Source organism: Allobosea sp. (assembly GCF_048595345.1).
Lineage (GTDB): Bacteria > Pseudomonadota > Alphaproteobacteria > Rhizobiales > Beijerinckiaceae > Allobosea.
Map to the genome: position 1 here is coordinate 1 of NZ_JBMDWH010000215.1, position 22034 is coordinate 22034.

Below are 22034 nucleotides of genomic sequence, written 5' to 3' on the forward strand. Positions count from 1 at the left end.
AGATCTGTACCGAAGTGGCGCGCCCGACACGATTCGAACGTGTGACCTTTGCCTTCGGAGGGCAACGCTCTATCCAGCTGAGCTACGGGCGCTAACCGTGGAAGCTGGATAGCCGATCCCCGCCGCTTCGGCAATGCGGGATTTCGCGAGCGAGCGATGACCAGGGCGGCAAAGGTCGCAGGTTCGGATCGTGTCGGGCGTGGCGGGCGTTGGGCCGGGTGCGGGCGGGACCGGGCATGGCAGTCGGGCTGGCTAGCCAGCGATGCTCTCCACGCCGCACCATTCGGCGACGAAGAGCGCCATCGCGCCCGTGATGCGCTTGAGCGAGGCCAGGCTGACGCGCTCGTCGAAGGCGTGGATGTTCTCCGAGATCGGGCCGTAGCACAGCGCCGGGACCTTGTCGTAGAGCGCGTGCACGCGCGCATCGAGATAGCCTGCGGTCATGAAGCTCTTCAGCGGCTTGCCGATCGCCGCCTGATGGGCGCGGGCGAGCACCGCTTCCGCCTCGCTGCCGGGCTCCAGCACATAGCCCTCCGCATGGAAGCCGTTGAAGGTCACGCGCGGCGGGTTGTTGGCGAGGAAGCTGTCGGAGCGCGCGAAGCCGAGAATGCAGGTCTCGACGCGCCGGGCGATCTCGCCGGCCTCGACGCCGGGATAGATGCCGATGCGGCAGTCGATCCGGCACCAGCAGGGCACCGATGAGGCCCAGTCGCCACCCTCGATCTTGCCGATGTTCAGGTTGATCGGATGCGCCACCTCCTCGAAATGCGGCCGACCCGCCTTTTCGCGGTTGATCTCCTCCTCCAGCGTCCGCAGCGCCGCGACGACGCGGTAGGCGCCGTCGATCGCATTGGCGCCCGCGCCCATCTCGCGCACATGCACCGGCTTGCCGCGGATCTCGACCTGGAACCAGAGCACCCCGGTGTTGGCGCGCACCAGCATCTCCTCCTCGGGCTCGGGGATCAGCGCGGCCTCGGCGCGATAGCCGCGCAGATGCGTCATCAGCGCGCCGTTGCCGGTTGATTCCTCTTCGACCACCGACTGATGATAGAGCGTCGCGGCCGGTTGCAGCCCGATGCGGCGCAGCGCATCGATGCAGAAGAAATTGGCGCCCGCGCCCGCCTTCATATCGGCCCCGCCGCGACCATAGAGCCAGTCGCCCTCGATCACCGGATCGAAGGGCGCATGCGTCCATTGGTCGGCCGGGCCGGTGGGCACCACGTCGACATGGGCCTGCAGGATCAGCGAGCGGCCCTTTTCCTCGCGCGGATGATGGATGCCCACGACGATCGGCGCAGCGGAATGGGATACGGAGAAGGGGGCGCCGCCCGGATGCGCGGCGATCGCCGCCTCGTCCATCTTGAAGCGGTCGAGGGTGAAGCCGCGCTCCTTCAGCGCGCGGAAGATGAAGTCCTGGCAGGCATGCTCGTCGCCCCTGAGCGAAGGGAAGCGGATCAGCGCCTGCGTGAAGGCCAGTTGCTCGGCGAAACCTGCCTCGACGGAGGCGAGGATCTTGTCGCGAAGGGCCGGGTCGAGAGGCATGAGCTCAGTCTCCGAACAGCAGGCAGTGACGTCAGATCGTCGGATCCACGCGGTCATCTCGGCCGAGCGGCAAAGCCGCGCCGCTCCGGGTGAGGGGGCGGGCAACCGCAAAGGCATCCCGCTCCATCAATGCCCGAAGCGCAAGCCGCTGGGCACCGCCGCCAGCGGCGGCTGGGTATACGCCTGCTGCGGGGCGGCGAAGAGCGAGCCCGTCTCACCGATTTCGACGATGCGTCCTGCGGCAGAAGCGTTTGAGGAAAGCCGTGCGCGGCTTCTCATGCCCCGGTCTCGATGCGCGGATCGGCGATGCGGTGCCCAGCTCGGTGTGGACGTGAACCCCACCAGCAGTTTCGCGGTCGATCGACGGCCGCGCCTCAGAACGAGGCGCGCAGGACGGCGCTGCCGGCGTAGCTGCGGGTGTTCTGCCCTGCATTCAGGTCGAAACGACTGCCGAAGGTGATGTTCGGGGCCAGTTCGAGATCGAGCCCGGTGGAGAGCAGCATGACATCGCGGGCAGGGCGCGCGCCGGTGATCGTGAAGGCAGAGCCGGCGACCCCTGCGACGCTGGCCGTGAACTCCGCTTCGCGCAGCGCGTAATGCCCCCACGCGATCTGGCCGCTCAGCGCCGCCTTGTAGCCGCCCAGCGAGAGCTTCTGGCTCACACGCAGGCCGAGCTCGGTGCGAAGAGTGGTTCGCGTCTGGTTCTGGCCGGCCAGGCCGGCCACCGCGCCGGTCAGGCTGGTCCGTTCCACGAAGGACGGCATCTGCACCGACTGGGCCTGAACGGCAGCCACGGGCGAGAGAGTGAGGCCGTTGCCGTTCCAGATCTCATAGGCGCCCTGAAGCCGCCCGCCCCAGACCGACAGCGTGTAGTCGGCGCGGGCGTTCAGCCCCAGAGCGGGAATGAGGCGGCTGGTTTCGGTCGCGATCGCGGAATAGGCGGCCGAGGCGCCCAGTTCGAGCGCACCGAGCCGGCTGGACCCGTAGAGACCGGCCTGGAAGATATTGCCTTCCGAGGACCCGAGTCCTTCGCCCAGCTTGGCGCGCGATTGCCCGCCCGAGAGGGCGAAGCCCGCGATCGTGCCCGGTGCCACCAAAAAGTCGGCTCCGACGGCGAGATTGAGGTCACGGATCTCGCGCTCGGTCGATCCGACCGTGCGACGCTCTCCCCCCACACGGTCGACGCCCCCGAAACTGGCGCCCCAGACCTGGTAGCTGCGGCGGAAAAGGGGCGCCGGCGCATTGCCGGTCTCGCCGGCGGTTCCCGCCAGAAGGCTCCCGTCCCGGCCGAGCGCGCTGGGGTCGAGCATGACGCGCAGGAATTGGTCGGATGCGCGCTGGCCGATGGCCATCGAAGCGGTGTGGACCTCTCCCGATACGGTATTCAGGGCCGTCTGCAGGGCGGCGGCCGTCGGCTGGTTGTAGATCGGGAACAACGACGAGAGGTTGGCACCGGCATTCCGGGCATTGTCCAGCCCGCGGGCCACGGCAACGACATTGCGTGTGCCCGGCACGGAGCCTGCCGTGGCCGAAGCGACCGCTGACCCACCCGCTACCGGCGCGGCACTGGCGGCGGGATTGGTCACGATGGGCGCGAGCGGTGCCGCGGTCAGCGTCACCTGCACGGCATTGCTGCCGTAGATCACATCCGAGGTCACGCCGACGCCGAAGGAGCCGGTCGTCGTCACCGTCGCGAAGGTCCCGCCGCGGGCGCCGGTCGTCGTCAGGATGGTATAGGGCGTGCTGAAGCTGTAGGGCGTTCCCGCCGCGATCAGCTGCAGCGTGCCGTTCAGAATCGCGCTGCCGGTGACCTCGATGCGATCGGCCGCGTTGCCCTCGATCTCGATGGCGGTGACGGCCGTCGAACTGAGCGTCAGCCCGCCGTTCACGCGCAGCACGCCGACCGAGTTGCCCGGCGCGATGGTGCCGTTCACCGTCAGCCTCGGCACCGATCCATTGCCGCCCAGGGACGCGCCCTGCGCGATGGTCAGGCCGCTGGAGCTGGCGATCGAGCCGTTGACGACGAGCTTGCCGGCATTGACGCTGGTCGCGCCGGTATAGGTATTGACCCCGTTCAGGATCAGGGTGCCGCTGCCGCTCTTGACGAGGCTTGCCGACTCCGCGCCGCCGCCGACGGTCTGACCGTTGGCGATGACGCCGGTCAGCGTCAGCGTATTGGCCTGGGTGTCGATGACCGGCGCGCGCAGGTTGTTGAGTTCGATGCGGTTCGCGAGGGTGACGGACGAAGCGCCTGCCCGCAGGGCAGGTGTTCCGGCACCGGTGGTGTGCAGGAAGAGCGTGCCCGTTCCCAACGAGCTGGACGCCCCGGCCTCGACGGTGCCGTCGACGACGGTGAGGCCGCCGCTGAAGCTGTTGGCGGCGTTCAACCGGAGCACGCCGCCGACATCGTGGCGGATCATGCCGGTGCCGGTGATGGCGCCGTCGAGCGTCAGGGTGAGGCCGGCATTCACGCGCAGGCTGTGCAAGCCGCCGACATCGATCGCATTCGCCAGGCGCAGCCCATCGACCGCCGCTGTCAGACCCGCGCCGCCGCCGAGCGTCAACGGGCCGCTGCCCAGGGCGAGGCTGTTGCCGATGATCAGGGAGCCGGCGGTGGCTTCGACCCCTCCGGAGAAGCTGTTGGCGCCGTTCAACCTCAGCGTCCCACCGGTGAGCTTGAGGCCGCCCGCTCCCGAGATCGCCCCGCCGAGCACGAGGCTCGAACCCGCTCCGGTCGGACCGGCGACGAGGCGTTGGCCGGCGCCCGTCAGGCTCACGGCGTTCGCCAGGGTCAGGGTCCCCACCGTTTCGGTGGTGAGCGTGGTCCCAGCGGCGAGTGCGAGCGCTCCGGTGCCGGCGGCCTGGTTGTCGTTGAGCGTCAGCGTTCCTGCCGTGACGGCGATGCCGCCGGCGCCGCTGCCGGCAGCGTTCAGGCGCAGGATGCCAGCGCCGAGCTTCTGCAACTGACTGTTGAAGGTGACGCCGCTGTCCAGCGTCAGCCCCGAGGGGCTCAGCGCGCTGGCTCCGACCGCCTGGACATCGACGGCGGAATTCGCGCCGGAGACGGTGAGGCTGCGGCTGGTCTGGAGATGGTTGGTGATCGCCAGCGTTCCGCCGGCGAGGGCGAGGGCATTGGTGGCGGCGCCGAGATTGTTCGAGGCGCTGACGGAGAGCACGCCGCCCGTGACGGTGGTCGTGCCGTCATAGCTGTTCGCACCGGACAAGGTCAGCGTGCCGATGCCGCTCTTGGTGAGGCTGAGGCCGGTGCCGGAAATGGCGCCCGAAAACGTCGCATCGGTCGCGGCATCGACGGTGACCGCTCCCGTACCGGTCAGGTTGCCTGCACCGCTGAGGCCGCCGAGCGAGGTGGCGAAGCCGCCCGTGTCGAGCGTCGCGCCGGCCGCCACCGCGACGGGCGCTCCGGAGGGCAGGGCGCCGGCGACGCCCTGCACCAGCGTGCCGGCGGTGACGGTCAGCAGCCCGGACTAGGTGTTCGCGGCTGCGAGCGTGAGCGTGCCGGTGCCGATCTTTTCGACCGGCCGCGGGCCTCCGATCTCGGAGATCACGCCCGATTGCGTCGCCGCATCCGTGCCGACGACCTCGAGCTGTGTCGTGTTCGAGTTGATGGCGATCGGCGTCGCGCTGTTGACGCCATTGCCGAAGCTGACCACCGACCCGGTCGTGGTGATGGTGTTGCCGGCGCCACCGGCGGCCCCGCTGGCGCCGATAACGAGCTTGCCGCTCACGGTGATGCCGCCGGTCAAGCTGTTGTTGCCGCTGAGCACCAGCGTGCCGGCCCCCACGGTCGTCGGCCCGGAATAGCTCAGCGTGCCGGCCAGGGTCAGGCTGCCGGTCCCGGTTTTCGTCAGGGCGAAGTTGACGCCGCCGAAATTGGCGGTGGAGGTTTCGGTGTTGAGAATGTCGGCGGTGATGGCGCCGCCTCCGCCGAAGCTGCCGCTGCCGCTCAGCCCCGCCAAACTCGAGAGGGTTTGCGTGGTCGCGCCGAAGTCGAAGGAGGCACCATTGGCGACGGTGACGACGGAGGCGAGCGAACCGCCGGCGCCGAGGCGCACGGCGCCGGCATTGATGGTCAAGCTGCCGGTATGGGTGCTCGCGGCGGTGAGGGTGAGAATGCCCGCTCCGGTCTTGGTGATGGCGCCCGAGCCTGTCAGCGCGGCGCCCAGCGTCGCATCGGAGGCCTGGGCCAGGGTCAGGGTGGCGCCGCTGGCGATCTGGATCCCGCCCTGATAGGTCGCGGAACCCTGGGTCAGCGTGTTGGCGCCGCCACTGAACAGGATGGCGGAGGCCCGCTCGCCGCCACTTAGCCCGCCTTCGATCGCACCCCCATTGGCGACGATGGTCAGGTTCTGGCCGATGATGCCGTTTCCGGCTGCGCCATCGGTCGCGGTGCCTGAAAAAGCGTTGTAGCGTCGCACGCCTTTCGCGCCGGCATCGCCGCCGCGCACGGTGCTGCCATTGCCGATCGTCACCGTGGCGCCGCTGGCTCCCGTGATCTCGATGCCGTGGCCGCCTGCGCCGCCGGATCCGGCATTGGTGTTCGAGCGGCCGCCGGCGCCGCCCGCACCGCCGAGGGCCGAGCCGCCGCTGGACAGCGTCACATGGCCGTTGCTGACGATCGCACTGCCGCCGCCGCCGCCACCGCCTCCGCCTCCGCCGGCCAAATTGCTGCCCGAGCGATCCAGCGATTCACCGCCCTCGCCACCGGCGCCGCCGGTCGCGGTGACGCCGATGATCTCGATGGCGACGCCGGTATTGACCTGAATCCCCGTTCCGCCGCCGCCGCCGCCGCCGCCGCCCGCGCCCCGGGTCAAGCCATTGGTCGAAAACGACCCGCCAGCGCCGCCGCCGCCACCACCGCCGACTCCACCGCCGCGCCCGCCGCCGACATCGCCGCTCGCATTGGAGTTGACGCCGCCTGCACCGCCGGTCGCGCCGCCGCCAGCTGTGCCGGAATGGCCGAAGCTTTGCGTGTCATAACTGAACTCGCCGCCGTTGCCGCCGCTGCCGCCTGCCGTGGGGGATGCGCTGACGAAGCTCTGCCCGACTGAGCCGCCGGAGCCGCCGGGCCCCCAGGCCGGAGGCACCGCATCGACCGCGAGGCCGCCACCACTGCCTGCCTGGCCGGTTGCCGCGGTGTTGATCGTCTGTTGCGCCAGCGCTGGAGCGACCCCCCAGGCAAAGGCCACGGATGACACCAGCAACAAGCGAAGCACCGGACGCGCGGGTGCTCCGATCACCAGGCGACGAAACATCTCTCCCCCCGGACAGATCTGTTGTGGCTCGTTCATGCCGAAAATATCGGCAGGTGCCTTACCTTCTGTCACATCGCACATGACCGAGTGGAATTGCAATCATTCGATTCAGCTTTCGTTAAGATTCGAATTATCTTGCTTGTCTGAGGGTCGGATCGCCGTTGTCGCTGAGGAACTAGACAGGGGCAGGCGCTATTTCGACTCGGTACGCGGAAATAAATCGGCAGAAATAACTTAAAGGTGACAAACATTTGAGCAGTATATAGTTGGTTGTGTACAGAACTTTAAAGTTATTCGACCTCCAGACAGATATCGCGTCACGCGGGCAGGCGGATGCAGGTGCCGCGCCTCGGAGCCTCTGTGAAACCAGGGCCAGGCCCCCCGGCTCTCTGTTGCCTTCAAAACGCGCTTGGCGCGGCGGGCCGACGGGTGCGGCCTCTCAGTTGGCCGCGATCCGCAGGCAGCGGGCCCCGTGCCCCTCCGCGACCATCACCGTCTCCGGGATGATGCGAGCGCAATCCTCGCCGAACCTGTCGCAGCGCGGGCCGAAGGCGCAGCCCGGCGGCGGTGCGGCGAGGTCCGGCGGCGCACCGGGAATGGCCTTCAGCCGCTCGCCCGGCGCCAGCGTGCCATGGGCGCGCGAGGCCAGCAGCCCCTGCGTATAGGGATGCGCCGCGGCGCGGATCACGTCCCGGCAGGCGCCGCTTTCCACGATGCGCCCGGCATACATCACCGCGATCCGGTCGGCGATCTCGACCGCGACGCCGATGTCATGCGTCACGAAGACGATGGCAAGGCCGAATTCGCGCTGCAATTCGCGCAGCAGCAGCAGGACCTGGATCTGCACCGTCGCATCGAGCGCGGTCGTCGGCTCGTCGGCGAGCAGCACCTTCGGGCGGCAGGCCAACGCGAGCGCGATCATCGCGCGCTGGCGCATGCCCCCGGACATCTCGTGCGGATAATTGTCGAGCCGCCGCTCGGGGGAGGGGATTCGCACGCGCTCGAACAGGTCGAGCGCCCGGCGGCGGGCTTCGCCGCGCGACACGCGCTCATGCCGCATCACCGCCTCGGCGATCTGATCGCCGATCCGGTAGACCGGATCGAAGGCGAGGCCCGGATCCTGGAAGATCATCGAGACGGTCTTGCCGCGATAGGCAGAGAGCGCCCGCGGACTCAGCGCCAGCACGTCCTGCCCGTCGACGGTCACCCGCCCGCCGATCTTGGCGGAAGACGGATGCAGCCGCATCAGCGCCCGCAGCGTCACGCTCTTGCCCGAGCCGGATTCGCCCAGCAGCGCGACCGTCTCGCCCGGCTTCAAGGCGAGATCGACGCCGCTCACGGCGCGGATCGGCCCCTTGGGAGAGGCGAAATCGACCGTCAGCCCGGCCGCTTCGACGATGTTGCCGGTCGTGCTCATGCGGCGGCGAGCCTCGGATGGCCGGAGGCCGGATCGGCGAGATGGCAGGCGGCGAGATGATCCCCGCCGAGCGCGCTCAGGGCCGGCTCGGCCTGGCTGCACAAGGTCGAGACCATGCGGCAGCGCGGGTGGAAACGGCAGCCGCTCGGCGGGTCGATCGGGTTGGGCGGATCGCCCGTGAGCGGCGCCTCCTGCGTACGCGCATCGGGATCCATCGAAGGCATCGAGGAGAGCAGCGCGGCCGTATAGGGATGGCCGGGCCGCGCGAAGATGGGTTCGGTGGGGCCGAGCTCGGCGACCTTGCCGAGATACATCACCATGATCCGGTCGGACATGAAGCGCACGACATTGAGATCATGGGTGATGAACATGTAGGTCAGGGCGAAGTCGCGCTTCAGATCGAGCAGCAGGTTGAGCACCTGCGCCTCCACCGATTTGTCGAGCGCCGAGACCGCCTCGTCCAGAATGAGCAGGCGCGGGTCGAGCGAGAGCGCCCGGGCGATATTGACGCGCTGGCGCTGGCCGCCGGAGATCTCGTGCGGATAGCGCCCGGCGAAGCGGCGCGGCTCCAGCCCCACCCGGTGCAGCAGGTCATGCGCCTTGGCGAGCGCCGCGGCGGGCCTGGCGCCATGAACGCGCGGCCCGAAGGCGACCGTCTCCTCGACCGTCAGCCGCGGGTTCAGCGAGGCGTAGCTGTCCTGAAACACCATCTGCACCTGCCGGCGGAAATCGCCGAGGCTGAGCGCCCGGCTGCCCACCGTCTCGCCGTCGAACAGGATCTCCCCGGCATCGGGCCTGATGATCTGCATCACCAGCCGGGCGGTCGTCGACTTTCCGCAGCCGGATTCGCCGACGATTCCGAGCGTCTCGCCCTTGGCGACGCTGAAATCGATGCCATCGACGGCGCGCACGACGCCGGTCTTGGCGCCGCCGAACAGGCTGCGCTTGCCGCCGAAATGCTTGGTCAGCCCGCGCACGTCGAGCAGCTTCGTGCCGGGTCCGCCGCGGTCGCGGTCGGCTGGCTCGGCAGGGGCGCCGATGATCATTGGCGCACCTCCATCGCGCCCCGCAGCCCGTCCGAGAACAGGTTGAACGAGATCGAGGTGATGAAGATCATCACGCCCGGCAGCGCGGCGACGAGCGGCTGGTTATAGATCGCCGTGCGCAGCGTGTTCAGCATCAGCCCCCATTCCGGCTCGGGCGGCTTCACGCCGAGTCCGAGGAAGGAGAGGCCCGAGGACAGGATCATCGAAACGCTGATCAGGCTCGTCGCGTAGACGAAGATCGGCCCCAGAACATTGCCGAGCACATGCACGCGCACGATGGTGAACGGTCCGGCGCCGGAGATGCGCGCGGCCTCGACGAAATCGCGGTTGCGCGTCTGCGTCGTCACCGCCTCGGCGATGCGGGCGATCTGCGGCACGAAGACGACCGTGAGCGAGACGATCGAGTTCAGGATGCCTGCTCCCAGCGCTCCCGACAGCGCGATCGCCAGCAGCACCGAGGGGAAGGCGAAGAACACGTCGATGATCCGCATCACCAGCGTGTTCACCCAGCCGCCGACATAGGCCGCGAAGATGCCGATGCCGGAGCCCAGCACGAAGGCGAGGATGACCGGCGTCACGCCCATGAACAGCGACAGCCGGCCACCATACATCAGCCGCGTCAGCATATCGCGGCCGAGCTCGTCCGTGCCCAGCAGATAGCCCGGCGTGCCGACCGCGCGCAGGCGCCGCGCCATCGAGCCGCGGAACGGGTCGGCGGGGGCGAGATAGGGCGCCAGGATCGCGGCGAGCACGATGAGCACGATCACCGCGAGCGCGCCCATGGCGACGGGGTCGCGGCGCAGGCGCCGCAGCACGCTCGCCCAATAGCCCTCGCTCCGCTCGGCAGGAGGCAGCGCGACGCTGGAAAGATCGACGGCAGTCACGCTCAGCCTCTCTGGATGCGGGGGTCGAGCGCCGATTGCAGGATATCGACGATGAGATTGAGGGCGACGAAGAACAGCGCCAGCACCAGGATCGTGCCCTGCAACAGCGGCAGATCGCGCTGGAAGATCGCCGTGTTGAGCAGGAAGCCGGTGCCCGGCCAGGCGAAGACCGTCTCGATCAGGATCGAGCCGCCGAGCAGATAGCCGAGCTGCAGGCCCATCACCGCCAGAGCGGTCGGCGCGGCATTGCGCACCACATGCTTGAACACCGCCCATTCGCCCATGCCCTTGGCCCGCAGCGCCTGGACGAAATCCTGCGACAGGATGTCGGCGACGAGCGCGCGCACGGTGCGCGCGATGATGCCCATCGGGATGGCGGACATCGTGACCGCCGGCAGGATGATGAAGGAGAGATGCTCGAGGTCGAAGCGCCAGGCGCTCGAGCCCCCGGGGCCCGCCCCCGTCGAGGGCAGCCAGCCGAGCGTGGCGGAGAACACGATCACCATCACCATGCCGAGCCAGTAATGCGGCACGCTGACCCCGAGGATCGAGACGATCGAGGCCAGACGGTCGAGCGGGCTGCCGCGAAAATAGCCGGCGACGAAACCGAAGAACGTGCCGAAGCCGAAGCCGATCAGCGTCGCCAGGCACGCCAGGATCAGCGAATTGCCGACGGCGCGGCCGACCTCGCTGGCCACCGGCCGCCCCGATGCGATCGAGGCGCCGAGATCGCCTTGCAGCACCTTGAACAGCCAGATGCCGTATTGCACCGGCAGCGGCTTGTCGAAGCCATAGGCGGCGCGCATCTGCGCCTGCTGCTCGGCCGTGGCGTCGATCGGCATGATCGCGGTGAGCGGATCGCCCGGCGCCAGATGGACCAGCAGGAAGCAGACGATGCTGACCCCGAAGGCGACAGGCAGCACATAGACGAGGCGTTTCAGGGCATAGAGCAGCAAGGGCGGTCTCCCGGCGCGGACCCCGGCCGCCGCTGGCGGCCGGGGTCCTGCTGGCTCACTTGTCCATCGTGATCGGCGAGAAGTCCTGGAACCAGTTCTGCGCCTGGACGAAGCCCTTCACCTTGGCGTTCATGGCGCGCGGATTGACGTCATGCGTCACCATCAGGAAGAGGGCGTCGTCGACGTATTTCTCGTGGATCTTCTGCAGGATCGCGGTCTGCTCCTTCGGGTCGAAGGTGTTGCGTACCTGGTCGAAGAGCTTGTCCATCTCCGGATCGCAGTAATAGCCCCAGTTGGTGCCGGCCGGCGGCGCCAGGTTGCACTGCAGATGGCGGATGAAGCCGGTGAACGGGTCCTGGATGAAATAGGTGTAGTTCATCCCCGTGCCGCCGCGTGCGCTCGCATCCTTGGCGCCGGCGCGCCAGATGTTGATGAGCTGGTTCCACTCGACCACCTCGAAATCGACCTTGATGCCGACATCGGCGAGGTTCTGCTGGACGAACTCGTTCATCGGCAGCGGCTGCATCTGGCCCGAGCCCGAGGGCGAGATCAGGATCTTGGTGACGAGCGGCTTCTCCGGGGTGAAGCCGGCCTCCTTCAGCAGCTTCTTGGCTTCCTCCGGCTTGTAGCCGAGCTTGAAGCTCGGCTTGCCGAACCATTGGTGCCCGGGCGGGAAGAAGCCTTCGGCCGGGATCATCATGCCCGAGAGCAGTTCCTTCATGCCCTCGCGGTCGATGGCGAGATTGGCCGCCTTGCGCACCCGGATGTCGTTCCAGGGCGAGCCTTCGGCGCGGGAGAGATGCCAGGTCCAATTGTGCGGATAGGCGTTGGTGACGATCTTGAACCCGGCCGAGGTCAGCGACTTCACCGCATCCGGCGCCGGCGCCTCGATCCAGTCCACCTGGCCCGAGCGCAGGGCCGCGACGCGGGCATTGGCTTCCGGCAACGGGATCAGCACCATCTTGTCGAGCTTGGGCACCCGCGCCTTGTCCCAGTAATCCGGGTTGGGGACGAGCTCGGCCCGCTCGCGCGGCACGAAGCCGGTCAGCTTCCACGGCCCGGTGCCCGAGGGCGCCTTGGCGACCGCCTCCCAGCTCTTGCCCAGCTTCTCCCAATTGGCGGGGGACGACATCAGGATCCAGGCGAGCTGATAGGGCAGCGTCGCGTCGGGCGATTTCGTCACGATCTCCAGCGTCAGCGGGTCGATCGCACGATAGCTCGCGACGGCCGGGATGCGGGACTTGCCCTGGGCCGACTGGCGCGGATCGAATTGCGGCGCGTCGGTCTTCAGCAGCTTGTCGAGGTTCCAGACCACGGACTCGGCGGTGAACTCCGACCCGTCATGGAATTTCACGCCCGGGCGCAGCTTGAAGAGCCATTTCGTCTTGCCGGCATCGGCCGGGTCGAGGCCCCAGCTCAGGGCCAGGCCGGGAGCGAGATCGGAGGGTTTCGTCGCGCTCGACAGGTCCCAGTTGATGAGCGCGTCATAGACCGTATAGCCCATGAAGCGCTGCCCTTCGCCGCCATTGTCGGTCTGGCCGGTCGTGAGCGGAATGTCGGAGGCGGTCATGCCGATGCGCAGCGTGCCCTGCGCGAGGGCACCGCCGGCAGCGGCTTGCAGAACGGCGAGCGTGAACGCGGTCTTCAACAAAAACAGGCGCATGGATCCTCCCGATGTCGACGGGAAAAGAGCCAGCAAGCTCTGTGCCATTCGCCCCTGGCGCCGTCACGCGGGCCCTGCGGGCGTTGCCACCGGGCGTCGGCCCGTCACAGTGGAGCCATGCCGATTCGGGACGACATCCCCGCCGAGATCCGCCGCGCCGCCTGCGCCTTTCACGAGGCGGGCCATATCGTGGTCGGCTGGGCGCAGGGACGCTTCATCAGCCATGCCTGGCTGAAACCTCCTTACGGCTTCAGCGGCGAAACCTGCTTCGAGCCCTATGAGCGCGCCTTTCGTCGTGACCTCGCGGAGGACCGCGCCCGCGCCGAGGCCGAGATCGCGATCCTCTATGCCGGCCATGGCGGCGAGATGCTCTACTGGAACGAGGAGGGCTTGCGCTTCTACCCCGGCGCCATCGCCTCGCATGAGGATGATCTGCGGCAGATCGCGGGCTTTCTCGCCTGGCTTGGGCCGGTGGACGAGGCCGCGACCCGAGCCCGCTGCGAGGCTGCCGCCACGGCCATCCTCTACCGTCCGGCGATCCGTCGCGGCCATGCCGCCATCGCCCGCAGGCTGCTCGACCAGCGCCGCATTCATCGCGACGAGGTCGAGCGGATCATGGCCGACTGAGCCTGCCGGCAGGCCGCGACGGAGGCTCTCGCCATCGTGATCAGCGTGCCGGCTCGCCGTCCTCATTGGCCGCGTCGCGGGTGCGGAACAGGCGCCAGAGCGATTTGCCGATCCGCCGCGAGGTCAGATGCGCGCCGGCCGGGCGCCGCTCGAGCAGGATCTTGCGGTCGTGGAAATCCTCGAGGCCGGGGCGGTGGCCGACGCTGATGATGGTGGCGTAGGCCAGCTCGTCCTCGAACATCTTCATCAGCGCGTTCTGGCTGTCCTCGTCGAGCGCCGAGGTCGCCTCGTCCATCACGATGATGTCGGGCTTCTGGATCAGCAGCCGGGCGAAGGCGATGCGCTGGCGCTCGCCGCCGGAGAGGATTCGGTCCCAATCATCCGTCGCGCCGACGCGCGGCGCCAGATGCTGCAGGCCGACCCGCTCCAGCGCGGCGCGGATGGTCTCGTCCTCGACCTTCTCCTCGGTCGCCGGATAGAGCAGTACGCTGCGCAGCGTGCCCTTGGGCATGTAGGGCCGCTGGGGCAGGAAGGCGATGCTGCGCCCGCGCGGCACGGTGATCGAGCCCGCGCCCCAGGGCCACAGGCCCGCCAGCGCCCGGATCAGCGTGCTCTTGCCCGAACCGCTTTCGCCGGTGACCAGCACCTTCTCGCCCGGCCCGATCGCGACCGTCGCATCGGCGATGACGATGCGGCCATTGGTATGCGCGACCGAGAGATTGTCGATGCGGATGCTGTCACCCTCGCCATCCTCCATCTTGATCTGGGTCTCGCCCTCCATCAGCAGGCCGATATCGAGGCCCTGCAACTCCTCCACCAGCTCGTCGACGCGCGTGACCGAGGCGAACCACTCGGCCAGGCGCACGAAATTGTCGACGAACCAGATCAGCGCCGCCTGCACCGCGCTGAAGGCGGCGACGACCTGCATCACCGCGCCGAGCGTGACCTCGCCTGAGAGATATTTCGGGGTGATCAGCAGCAGCGGCACCACCGGAAACAGCGCGCCATTGGTGTTCAGCACCAGGGCGATCAGCCCCTGCTGGCGCACGATCCTCAGCCAGGAGCGCACCACGCGGCCATAGCTCTTGCCCACGGCGGCGAGCTCGTCGGCATCGCCGCGGATCAGCGCGATGCTCTCGGCATTCTCGCGCAGGCGGGTCATCTCGGCGCGGAATTGCGCCTCCATCTCGTTCTTGTGGGCGACGCGCCTCACCAGCGGGTGGCCGGTCGCATAGGCGCCGAGCGAGGCCACCGCCGCATAGATCATCGCGGCCAGCGCCATGTAGAACGGGATCACGAATGTGGTGCCGCCGATCGTGAACTGCGCGGAGCCCGCCACCTGCCAGAGCACCGCCGCGAAGGTCGCGGCTGTGACGAAGGCGCTGATCAGTCCGATCGCCATCTCCACCAGCGGCTCGATGGCGAGGCGCACATCCTCGGCGATGCGGTACTCCGGAGCCGATTTGATCTTGCTCAGGAAGCCGAGCCGGTAATAGCGCTGGTCGGCGATCCACCAGCCCGCCAGCGTATGCGTCAGGTGCTCGCGCCAGCGCACCTGCAGCAGCATGCGGCTCACCACCAGTGCCGAAATGCAGAGGGTGGACGCCGCCACCAGAAAAGGCAGCCAGGTCACCGTCGCCCAGACGGCGGCCGCATCGCGCTTGTCGAGCGCGTCGAAGAACCAGCGGTTCCAGGTGTTCATGGCGTAGGCCGCGGCGGTCTGGGCCGCCACGAAGGTCAGCACGGCGGCCGTCAGCCCCCAGGCGCGCCAGCGTGCCTCGCCCCGCCAGTAGCGGAGGGCGATGGCGAAGAACTCCCGGAAACGCGACCGAGACGGCGCAGTGGCGCGCTGCATAAAGACCTGTCACTCCGCGTCGCGGCGCGCCGGGATACGCGCCGTCGAAAGACCGAGCAAAAACCCGTTCGTGGCGGCAAGGTTCCGCTACGTCGCAGTCCGGTCAAGCGGATATCTCACCGGGGCTTTCCGGCCCCGCGCAGCGTCATGCGAGACGCGCATCGCCCGGCCCTGCCGGCCGGGCTGGACGTGGCGCGACGGTGCGGGTTCAACTGCGGCCATGAGCACGCACCGCATCGCCCCCCGCACAGCCGATTTCCGTTGCGAGAAGAAGCCGGCCGGCGGGTCGCGCGGCATGGTGGTGACCAACCATCCGCTCGCCTCCGCCGCCGGCAGCCAGATGCGGCTGGCCGGCGGCAATGCGATCGACGCCGCCGTGGCGGCGCTCTTCGCGCTGACGGTGGTCGAGCCGATGATGGTCGGCATTCTCGGCGGGGGCCTCAGCCATATACGGCTCGCCGACGGGACCCACCGGGTGATCGACAATCTCTCGACCGCGCCCGGCCGCGCGACGCCCGACATGTATGAGTGCCTCTCGGACGAGATCGGCCGCCAGCGCGAGACGCGGGGCCGCGAAAACGTCGTGGGAGCGAAGGCCGTCGCCGTGCCCGGCGCGCTGAAGGGCTGGTGCGAGGCGTTGGAGCGCTTCGGCAGCCTGCCGCTGGAGGATGTGCTCCAGCCGGCGATCGGGCTGGCCGCGCGCGGCTTCACCGTCACGCCCTATCTGTCCAACTGCATCACCGACAATGCCGGCGATCTGGCACGCGACAAGGGCCTTTCGGCGATGCTGCTGCCGGCCGGCTCGGCGCTGCAGCCGGGCGCGCGGCTGATCCAGGGCGATTATGCGGAGACCCTGCGGCTGGTCGCCCGGGGCGGGCCGCAGGCGCTCTATCACGGCCCGCTCGGTATCGAATTAGCCAGCTACATGGCCGCTCATGGCGGCCTGATCGACCAGGCCGATCTCGCCGCCTATCGCACGCAGATCCGCGAGCCGATCCGCGGCGCCTATCGCGGCTTCGAGATCGTCGGGCCGCCGCCGCCCTCCTCCTCGGGCGTGCACATCGCGCAGATGTTGAACATCCTCGAGGGCTACGATATCGGCGCGCTCGGCTTCGGCTCGGCCGATGCGGTGCATCTGCTGGCCGAGGCGCTGAAGATCGCCTTCGCCGACCGGGCCGTCGCCACCGCCGATCCGGCCTTCGTCAAGGTGCCGGTCGATCGCCTGATCGACAAGGAATACGCCGCCGAGCGCCGCGCGCTGATCGAGATGGACCGCGCCCGGAGCTGGAGCGCCGGGCTTTCGGGCGGGGAATCGGCCGATACCACCCATGTCACGGTCGCGGATGCCGATGGCAACGTGGTCAGCGCCACCCAGACCATCAACGGGCTCTTCGGCGCCTGTGTGCAGATCCCCGGCACGGGGATGATCGCCAACAACTACATGTTCAATTTCGATCCCCATCCCGGCCGCGCGCTCTCCATCGCGCCGGGCAAGCGCGTCTTTACGTCGATGGCGCCGATGATGGTGCTGCGGGAAGGGCGCCTGCGCTATGCGCTCGGTCTGCCCGGCGCGCTGCGAATCTTCCCGTCCGCCCTGCAGGCGATCGTCAACCTGATCGACCACCGCATGAGCCTCCAGGAGGCGGTCGAGGCGCCGCGTGTCTGGACCGAAGGCGGCGTGCTGGAGCTGGAAGAGGCCATTCCGGAACAGGTCGCCCAGGAGCTCGCGGCCCGTGGCCACCGGACGATCCGCTCGCCCCGCATCGCCGGCGGCATGAACGCCATCGCCTTCGAGGAGGACGGCACCCTGACCGGCGCCGCCTGCTGGCGCGCCGACGGGACGCCGGTCGCGATCTCCGGCGGTCTGGCGCGGGCGGGGGCGCGGTTCAGTATCTGAACGCTCCGCACGTCGCGCGAGCCCCTATCCGCATGAGGCCCGCTGGGCCGTCTCGAAGGATGGTCCAGATGTCGGCCGAGTCTCATCGAGCTGCCTTGGAGACCCAGCGTATCGCGGCTCCTCGGGATGAGGGCCGAGTCCGACGGGGTCGCTGTCAATGCAGCCCGCCGACGCCGACATAGCGCTCCAGCACCTCGCGATCCGCCTTCAGGCTCGCCGAGGTCCCCGACCAGACGATCCGCCCCCGCTCCAGGATGATGACGTCCTCGGCGAAGGAAAGCGCGCTCTCCAACCGCTGCTCGACGAAGAGAATCGTCATCGCCCCGCTGGCGGCGAGTTCCGTGAACGCCGCCATCAGCATGTCGCAGATCACCGGGGCGAGGCCCTCCAGCGGCTCGTCCAGCATCAGCACGGAGGGCTTGCCGAGAATGGTGCGGGCGGTGGCCAGCATCTGCTGCTCGCCGCCGGAGAGTTGCGAGCCGAGATTGCGTCGCCGCTCGGCAAGGCGGGGAAACAGTGCATAGGCCTCCTCGATCGCGCTGCGCGGCCGGTCCTTGAGGCCGACGAAGAGGTTCTCCTCGACGGTCAGCCCCTTGAAGATCTCGCGGGTCTGCGGGACCAGCCCCAGCCCCGCCTGCGCCCGCGCCTGCGCGCCCAGCGCCGTGACGTCGCGCCCGCCAAGCCGGACGCTGCCGCCATAATGGCGCGTCAGACCCATCAGCGTGGCGAGAAGCGTGGTCTTGCCCATGCCGTTGCGGCCGAGGATGGAGAGCCGGGCCCCGGCGGGGACCGTCAGCGAGACATCCTCCAGCACATGGGTGCGGCCATAGCCGGCGCTGAGATGACTCACGCTGAGCTCAGTGGCCGGCATGGGCATAGCTCCCCAGATAGGCCTCGCGCACCTTCTCGTCCCGGGCGACCTCGCCGGGCAGGCCCTGGAAGATCAGTTCGCCCGCCGCCAGCACCACCACCCGCTTCGCGAAGCGGAAGACGAGGTCCATGTCGTGCTCGATCATCAGTACGGCGAGATCGGCGGGCAGCCGCTCGAGCGCGCGCTCGATCAGCGGCGTGTCGGAGGAAGGCACGCCGGCCGCCGGCTCGTCGAGCAGCAGCACCTTGGGCCGCTGCGCCATCGCGATCGCGATTTCGAGCAGGCGTTGCTGGCCATAGGCGATTTCGCTCACCGGACGGCGCGCGACCTCGGTCAGGCCGAGCGTCGCGAGGATCTCGGCCGCCTCGTCGCAAAGCGTCGCATCGCCCCGGAACCGCGCCAGGATGCGCGTGGCCCGGCCCTGCCGCTGAAGCAGCGCCATGAGCACATGCTCCTCCGGGGTCATCTCCGAAAACAGCCGCGTCACCTGGAAGGTCCGCACCAGCCCGCGCCGCACGCGGCGGACCGGCGGGAGCGCGGTGATGGTTTCTCCCCCGAGCGTGACAGAGCCATGGCTCGGCCTGATCCGCCCGGTGACGAGATTGACGAAGGTCGTCTTGCCCGCGCCGTTGGGGCCGATCAAGGCCAGCCGCTCGCCCGCTGCCATCGAAAGGCTGATGTCGTGATTGACCCTCAGCCCGCCGAAGGATTTCGACAGACCCTCGACCGAGAAGACCGCGCTCATCGCCGGCCCTCCCGCCGCAGCAGCCGTGCCAGCTCGTCCAGCGAGCCGGAAAGACCGCGTGGGGCGAAGAGCACGATCGCGATCAGGATCGCGCCGACCAGCGTCATCCAGTGGAAGGGGTTGATCGCCGCGATGACATGCTCGATCGACAGGAAGACGACGGTGCCGATCAGCGCCCCGGTAAGATGGCCGAGACCGCCCAGAACCAGCATGACCAGCGCATTGGCGGAGAGCTCGAAGCTGATGCTGTCCAGCCCGACCACCTGCGTCGCGATGGCCCCCAGCGCCCCGCCCATGCCGGCGACCGCGCCCGAGATCGCGAACATCCGGATCAGCACGGGGAAAGCGGAGATGCCGAGCGCGCTCACCCGCAGCGGGTCTTCCTTCAGGCCCCGGCACACCATGCCGAAGGGCGAGCGCACCAGCAGCCGCAGCAGCGCGAAGGTGACGATCAGCAATCCCAGGCCGAAGAGATAGGCGGCGCGACCCCACAGGTCGAATTCGAACAGGCCGAACAGCGGCGCCGGCAGCATCCCGGAAAGCCCGTCGCTGCCGCCGGTCAGCCAGGAGAGCTTGTTGGCCGCCTCATGCAAAAGCTGGACGATGGCGATGGACAGCACGAGCTGCGGCAGGCCATGCGCCCGCAGCATCACAGCGCCCATGAGCAGGCCGGTCAAGGCGCCGGCCGCGGCCCCGATCAGGATGAGCGCGAAGGGCTCCGTCACTCCGTTCACGCAGGCGATGCCGGCGGCGTAGGCGCCCGCGCCATACAAGGCTGCTTGGCCGAGCGAGGCGATGCCGCAATAGCCGACGACCAGATCGAGCGAGAGCACCAGCAACGCGACCGAGATGACGCGGGTCAGGAAGGAGAGATTGTCGGGGAAAAGCCAGTAGCCGACGGCCCCGGCCAGCGCGATCAGGGTGATGCCGGCGAGATCCCGGACCAGCGGCCGTGCCGGGACACTCCCGGCCTTGAGCGTGAGCGCCGTCATGCCTTCGCCCGCCCCATCAGCCCGTTCGGGAACAGGCACACCACCAGGATCACGGCGAGATAGAAGAAGAAATTGCCGAAATCCGGCATCAGATAGCGTGCCGTCACGTCGATGGCGCCGAGCAGCAGGCAGGCCGCCAGCGCCCCGAGGATCGAGCCCGCCCCGCCGACCGAAACCACGACGAGGAAGGTCACCATGTAGCGCAGCGCGTAATAGGGCTCGATCGGCAGGAACTCGGCGCCCGCGACGCCGCCGAAGGCCGCGAGCCCGATTGCGAGCGCGAAGCTCACGGCGTAGATCAGCTCTGTCCTGACGCCGAGCGCGCGGGCCATCGGCGCATTCTCGACCGCCGCGCGCAGGCGGATGCCGAAGCCGGTGCGCTCGATCAGGACCCACAGCCCTCCCGCCACGACCAGCCCGCTCGCGATGACGAAGAGCCGGTGCCCGGCGATGCTGCGGAAGCCGAGATCGACCGGCCGCGCCAGCTCGGCGGGGAGGGGAATGGTCTTGAGCGTCGGCCCGAACAGATAGTTGGTGAGGCCGATGACGCAGAAGGTGATGCCGATGGTCATCAGCACCTGCGAAAGCTCGCTGCGGTCATAGATGTGCCGGAACAGCAGCCGCTCGAGCGGGATCGCGATCAGCACCGTGCCGAAGACCGCGAGCAGGATGGCGAAGGCGTAGCCGAGCCCGAGATCGCGGGCGGCCCAGGAGGCGATATAGCCGCCGATCATGGCGAAGGCGCCATGGGCGAGGTTCACAACCCGCATCAGCCCCATCGTCAGCGACAGGCCGATGCAGATGATGAACAGCGCCATGCCATAAGCCAGCGCATCCAGGGCGATGCTGAGCGCGGTCTGCATGCGATTATACGGCCTCTTCGAGGATGGCTGTGGACCCCCGCGCCGTCATCCCGGGCAGGCTGCGGTGGCAGCGCTGCTTCGGAATGACGAGGTGGAGAGGGCGAAGAACGATCCGTTACTTCGCCAGGCCGGGGTCCTTCTGCTCGGGAAAGCTCTGGATTTCCTTGTTGATCCAGTTGCCCTTGGCGTCCTTGGCCACCTCGCGCAGATAGATCGTCTGCGTAATGTGCCTCGTTTCAGGGTCGATCTTCACCGGGCCGCGCGGGCTCTCCCAGGCCATGCCCTTCACCGCCTCGACGGCCTTTTCGGCGTCCTGCTTGCCGTTGGTGGCGGCGATCATCTTCGCGATCACGGCCATGCCGTCATAGGCGCCGACAGCGGGGAAGGTCAGCTGCCCGGGCGCGCCGATCGCTTTCTCGCCGGCTTCGACGAACTTTCGGTTGGCGTCGGAGTCGTGGGACAGCGCATAGTGGAAGCCGGTGATCATGCCGGAGGCCGCCTCGCCCAGAGCCGGCAGGTCGGATTCCTGCGTCAGGTCGCCCGTGGCGAAGAGCTTGACGCCGCCGGACTTCAGCCCGGTGTCGTTGAAGGATTTGACGAAGCCGAGCGTCGGCGGGCCCGAGGGCAGGAAGGCAAAGACGCCCTGCGCCTTGGAATCGCGGATGCGCTGCATGATCGGGCTGAACTCGGTGGTGTTCAGCGGCATGCGGATGGTCTCGACCACCTGGCCGCCGGCCGCTTCCACCGCCTTCTTGAACGCGGCTTCGGCATCGATGCCCGGGCCGTAATCGGTCACGGCCGTCACGAAGGTCTTGATGCCGCGATCGACCGCCGCCTTGCCGAGCGGGGTCGTGGTCTGCGCGGTGGTGAAGGAGGTGCGCACGACGAGCGGCGAGGAGGTCATGATCGCCGAGGTCGCGGCGTTGAAGATCACCAGCGGCACATTGCCCTGCTTCAGCAGCGGGGTGATCGCCATCGCATCGGGCGTGAAATAGACGCCGCCGAGATACTGCACCTTGTCCTTGACGATCAGCTCCTGCGCCAGCGCGCGGGCCTGCTGCGGATTGGCGGTCGGCAGATCGCGATAGACGATCTCGATGTCATGGCCCGCGACGGATTTGCCGTTCTGCGCCAGCCAGGCCTCGACGCCGGCCTGGAAGTTCTTGCCCTGGAGCGCGAAGGGGCCGGAGAACGGCCCGATCACGCCGACCCTGACGGTGTCGGCCGCGGCCGCCTGCGCGAGGCCGAGGGAGCCGGCGAGCGCGAGCGCCCCGCTGCGAAGAAGGGTGCCGAAACGGCGTCTGCTGATCATGTCGTATCCTCCCGTTTGCTGTGGCGTCGCGCGATGGTGCCGGTTGTGTCCGGCATCCTTCATTCGGCCGAGGCTGTAGCACGGTCCTGGA

General features: G+C 68.5%; 16 protein-coding genes and 1 tRNA gene. 2 read left to right on the top strand and 15 right to left on the bottom strand.

Going from position 1 to position 22034, the window contains the following annotated elements:
* Positions 1–15: 15 nt before the first annotated feature.
* From ACOJTB_RS18790 to ACOJTB_RS18830, 9 genes are all read right to left on the bottom strand, one after another.
* Positions 16–92 (bottom strand) — tRNA-Arg (locus ACOJTB_RS18790).
* 160 nt (positions 93–252) lie between these two features.
* A complete protein-coding gene (locus ACOJTB_RS18795; protein WP_420104049.1) occupies positions 253–1542 on the bottom strand; it encodes an ArgE/DapE family deacylase in 1290 nt (429 codons plus the stop codon).
* Positions 1543–1916: 374 nt separating this feature from the next.
* A complete protein-coding gene (locus tag ACOJTB_RS18800) occupies positions 1917–4994 on the bottom strand; it encodes an autotransporter outer membrane beta-barrel domain-containing protein (RefSeq protein ID WP_420104050.1) in 3078 nt (1025 codons plus the stop codon).
* Positions 4995–5027: 33 nt separating this feature from the next.
* Positions 5028–6749 (bottom strand): beta strand repeat-containing protein, encoded by a 1722-nt coding sequence (locus ACOJTB_RS18805; protein ID WP_420104051.1) that lies wholly within the window; start codon positions 6747–6749, stop codon positions 5028–5030.
* Between the two features lie 505 nt (positions 6750–7254).
* Complete coding sequence (locus tag ACOJTB_RS18810; protein WP_420104052.1) at positions 7255–8232, bottom strand: ABC transporter ATP-binding protein; 978 nt, start codon at positions 8230–8232, stop codon at positions 7255–7257.
* Positions 8229–9278 carry an ABC transporter ATP-binding protein gene (locus ACOJTB_RS18815; RefSeq protein ID WP_420104053.1) on the bottom strand — a complete coding sequence of 350 codons (1050 nt, stop codon included), beginning with the start codon at positions 9276–9278 and terminating at the stop codon, positions 8229–8231. The genes ACOJTB_RS18810 and ACOJTB_RS18815 overlap by 4 nt, the downstream gene beginning before the upstream one ends.
* Positions 9275–10162 (bottom strand): ABC transporter permease, encoded by an 888-nt coding sequence (locus ACOJTB_RS18820; RefSeq protein ID WP_420104054.1) that lies wholly within the window; start codon positions 10160–10162, stop codon positions 9275–9277. The genes ACOJTB_RS18815 and ACOJTB_RS18820 overlap by 4 nt, the downstream gene beginning before the upstream one ends.
* Positions 10163–10164: 2 nt before the next feature.
* Positions 10165–11118 (bottom strand): ABC transporter permease, encoded by a 954-nt coding sequence (locus tag ACOJTB_RS18825; protein ID WP_420104055.1) that lies wholly within the window; start codon positions 11116–11118, stop codon positions 10165–10167.
* A 55-nt stretch (positions 11119–11173) separates the two neighbouring features.
* Entirely contained in the window at positions 11174–12781 is a 1608-nt protein-coding gene (locus ACOJTB_RS18830; RefSeq protein WP_420104056.1) for an ABC transporter substrate-binding protein, read from the bottom strand.
* Between the two features lie 117 nt (positions 12782–12898).
* Between ACOJTB_RS18830 and ACOJTB_RS18835 the strand changes: the two genes are divergently transcribed.
* The gene (locus tag ACOJTB_RS18835) at positions 12899–13408 is read left to right on the top strand and encodes a hypothetical protein (protein WP_420104057.1); all 510 of its coding nucleotides are present in this window, start codon (positions 12899–12901) and stop codon (positions 13406–13408) included.
* Between the two features lie 40 nt (positions 13409–13448).
* Here the strand turns inward: ACOJTB_RS18835 and ACOJTB_RS18840 are convergent, their stop codons facing one another.
* Positions 13449–15263 (bottom strand): ABC transporter ATP-binding protein/permease, encoded by a 1815-nt coding sequence (locus ACOJTB_RS18840; RefSeq protein WP_420104058.1) that lies wholly within the window; start codon positions 15261–15263, stop codon positions 13449–13451.
* A gap of 220 nt (positions 15264–15483) precedes the next feature.
* On the opposite strand from ACOJTB_RS18840, the gene ggt reads away from it, so the two are divergent.
* A complete protein-coding gene (gene ggt / locus ACOJTB_RS18845; protein WP_420104059.1) occupies positions 15484–17160 on the top strand; it encodes a gamma-glutamyltransferase in 1677 nt (558 codons plus the stop codon).
* Between the two features lie 154 nt (positions 17161–17314).
* On the opposite strand, the gene ACOJTB_RS18850 is transcribed toward ggt, so the two are convergent.
* The 5 genes from ACOJTB_RS18850 to ACOJTB_RS18870 all read right to left on the bottom strand — a co-directional run bounded on the left by ACOJTB_RS18850 (position 17315) and on the right by ACOJTB_RS18870 (position 21943).
* A complete protein-coding gene (locus ACOJTB_RS18850; protein ID WP_420104060.1) occupies positions 17315–18031 on the bottom strand; it encodes an ABC transporter ATP-binding protein in 717 nt (238 codons plus the stop codon).
* Complete coding sequence (locus ACOJTB_RS18855) at positions 18018–18776, bottom strand: ABC transporter ATP-binding protein (RefSeq protein WP_420104061.1); 759 nt, start codon at positions 18774–18776, stop codon at positions 18018–18020. The genes ACOJTB_RS18850 and ACOJTB_RS18855 overlap by 14 nt, the downstream gene beginning before the upstream one ends.
* A complete protein-coding gene (locus ACOJTB_RS18860; RefSeq protein WP_420104062.1) occupies positions 18773–19768 on the bottom strand; it encodes a branched-chain amino acid ABC transporter permease in 996 nt (331 codons plus the stop codon). The genes ACOJTB_RS18855 and ACOJTB_RS18860 overlap by 4 nt, the downstream gene beginning before the upstream one ends.
* Complete coding sequence (locus ACOJTB_RS18865) at positions 19765–20631, bottom strand: branched-chain amino acid ABC transporter permease (RefSeq protein ID WP_420104063.1); 867 nt, start codon at positions 20629–20631, stop codon at positions 19765–19767. The genes ACOJTB_RS18860 and ACOJTB_RS18865 overlap by 4 nt, the downstream gene beginning before the upstream one ends.
* 115 nt (positions 20632–20746) lie before the next feature.
* Positions 20747–21943, bottom strand: a complete 1197-nt coding sequence (locus ACOJTB_RS18870) for an ABC transporter substrate-binding protein (RefSeq protein ID WP_420104064.1) — start codon at positions 21941–21943, stop codon at positions 20747–20749.
* Positions 21944–22034 lie beyond the last annotated feature (91 nt).